Annotated in this window: 2 pseudogenes; both read left to right on the top strand. The window is 47.4% G+C overall.

From position 1 onward, the window contains the following. Window positions 1–852 (top strand): annotated as a pseudogene (locus ACFIKE_RS10830) (PBSX family phage terminase large subunit); the annotation flags it as partial. After that, window positions 837–1234 (top strand): annotated as a pseudogene (locus ACFIKE_RS10825) (phage portal protein); the annotation flags it as partial. The pseudogenes ACFIKE_RS10830 and ACFIKE_RS10825, both read left to right, overlap by 16 nt.

Here is a 1234-nt window from a genome sequence, read left to right as displayed (position 1 = left end):
ACATGGAACCCGTTGCGAGAGAATGCCCCCGTTGAGAAGCGGTTTCGCTTTTCAGACAATGAGGCAATTAAGCGTGTGGAGATAAACTGGTCAGACAATCCGAAGTTTCCCAAGATCTTGAATGAAGCGCGGCTTGATGACCTTAGAAACCGTCCAGAGACCTATAAGCATATCTGGGAAGGGGCTTATCTTACAGCGGTTCAAGGCGCTTATTATCAAAAGGAAATGTTGGCAGCCGAGCAAGAGGGGCGGATAGGGCGTGTTGCTCGTGACCCCTTGATGCAAATACGCGCCTTTTGGGATATTGGGGGCACGGGTGCTAAGGCAGATGCAACAGCGATATGGATAGCACAGTTTGTGGGGCGAGAAATTAGAGTGCTTAATTATTACGAAGCACAGGGACAGCCTTTATCGGAACATATCGGTTGGTTGCGTCAAAATGGTTATGAGAAGGCATTGATGGTTTTGCCCCATGATGGGGCAACCAGAGACCGTGTGCACAATGTGAGTTTTGAGAGTGCTCTTAAACAGGCAGGCTTTCAAACAAAAGTTATCCCTAATCAGGGAGCAGGGGCTGTTAAAATACGTATAGAAACAGTCCGCCGTGTTTTGCCTTCTGTTTGGTTTAATGAGAAGACGACGGTAGCAGGGCGCAAGGCACTGAACTGGTATCACGAGAAATGGGATGAGAAGCGCAATATTGGCTTGGGAGCAGAGCACGATTGGTCCAGTCATGGGGCAGATGCCTTTGGACTGATGTGTATTTCATACAAACCACCAAAAGAAATACAAAAGCGACCAGCTTATAGCGGCAGAACGGAATATGAGAGTACCTCATGGATGGCAGAATGATGCATGATGATGAACATTTAGAGAAAGACAGCAACGTATCAGATTTGTCGACAGAAGGCTTATTTTGCAAGCTTGTGAGCTGGTACAAAGAAGATGTGGAGCATGTGAACAAATGGCGTGAACATGCGCGGGAGGATTTTGGTTTTTACAATGGTGATCAATGGAATGAAGAAGATTTATCGGCGTTAAAAAAGCAACGCCGCCCCGTTATGACCTTTAATCGTATTGCCCCATTGGTCAATGCCGTTGTGGGGTCAGAGCGTAATAACAAGCGCGAAGTGCAGTTTATTCCACGTCAAGTAGGGAAGGCATTGCCTAGTGAATTGCTTACCGGTGCGGCAGAATGGTTTCGGGACATGGCGCATGCCGAATACGCTGATAG

This window comes from Bartonella sp. MU70NMGDW (genome assembly GCF_042194085.1).
GTDB classification, from domain to species: domain Bacteria; phylum Pseudomonadota; class Alphaproteobacteria; order Rhizobiales; family Rhizobiaceae; genus Bartonella; species Bartonella grahamii.
This window is presented reverse-complemented; position numbering and strand designations above follow the sequence as displayed.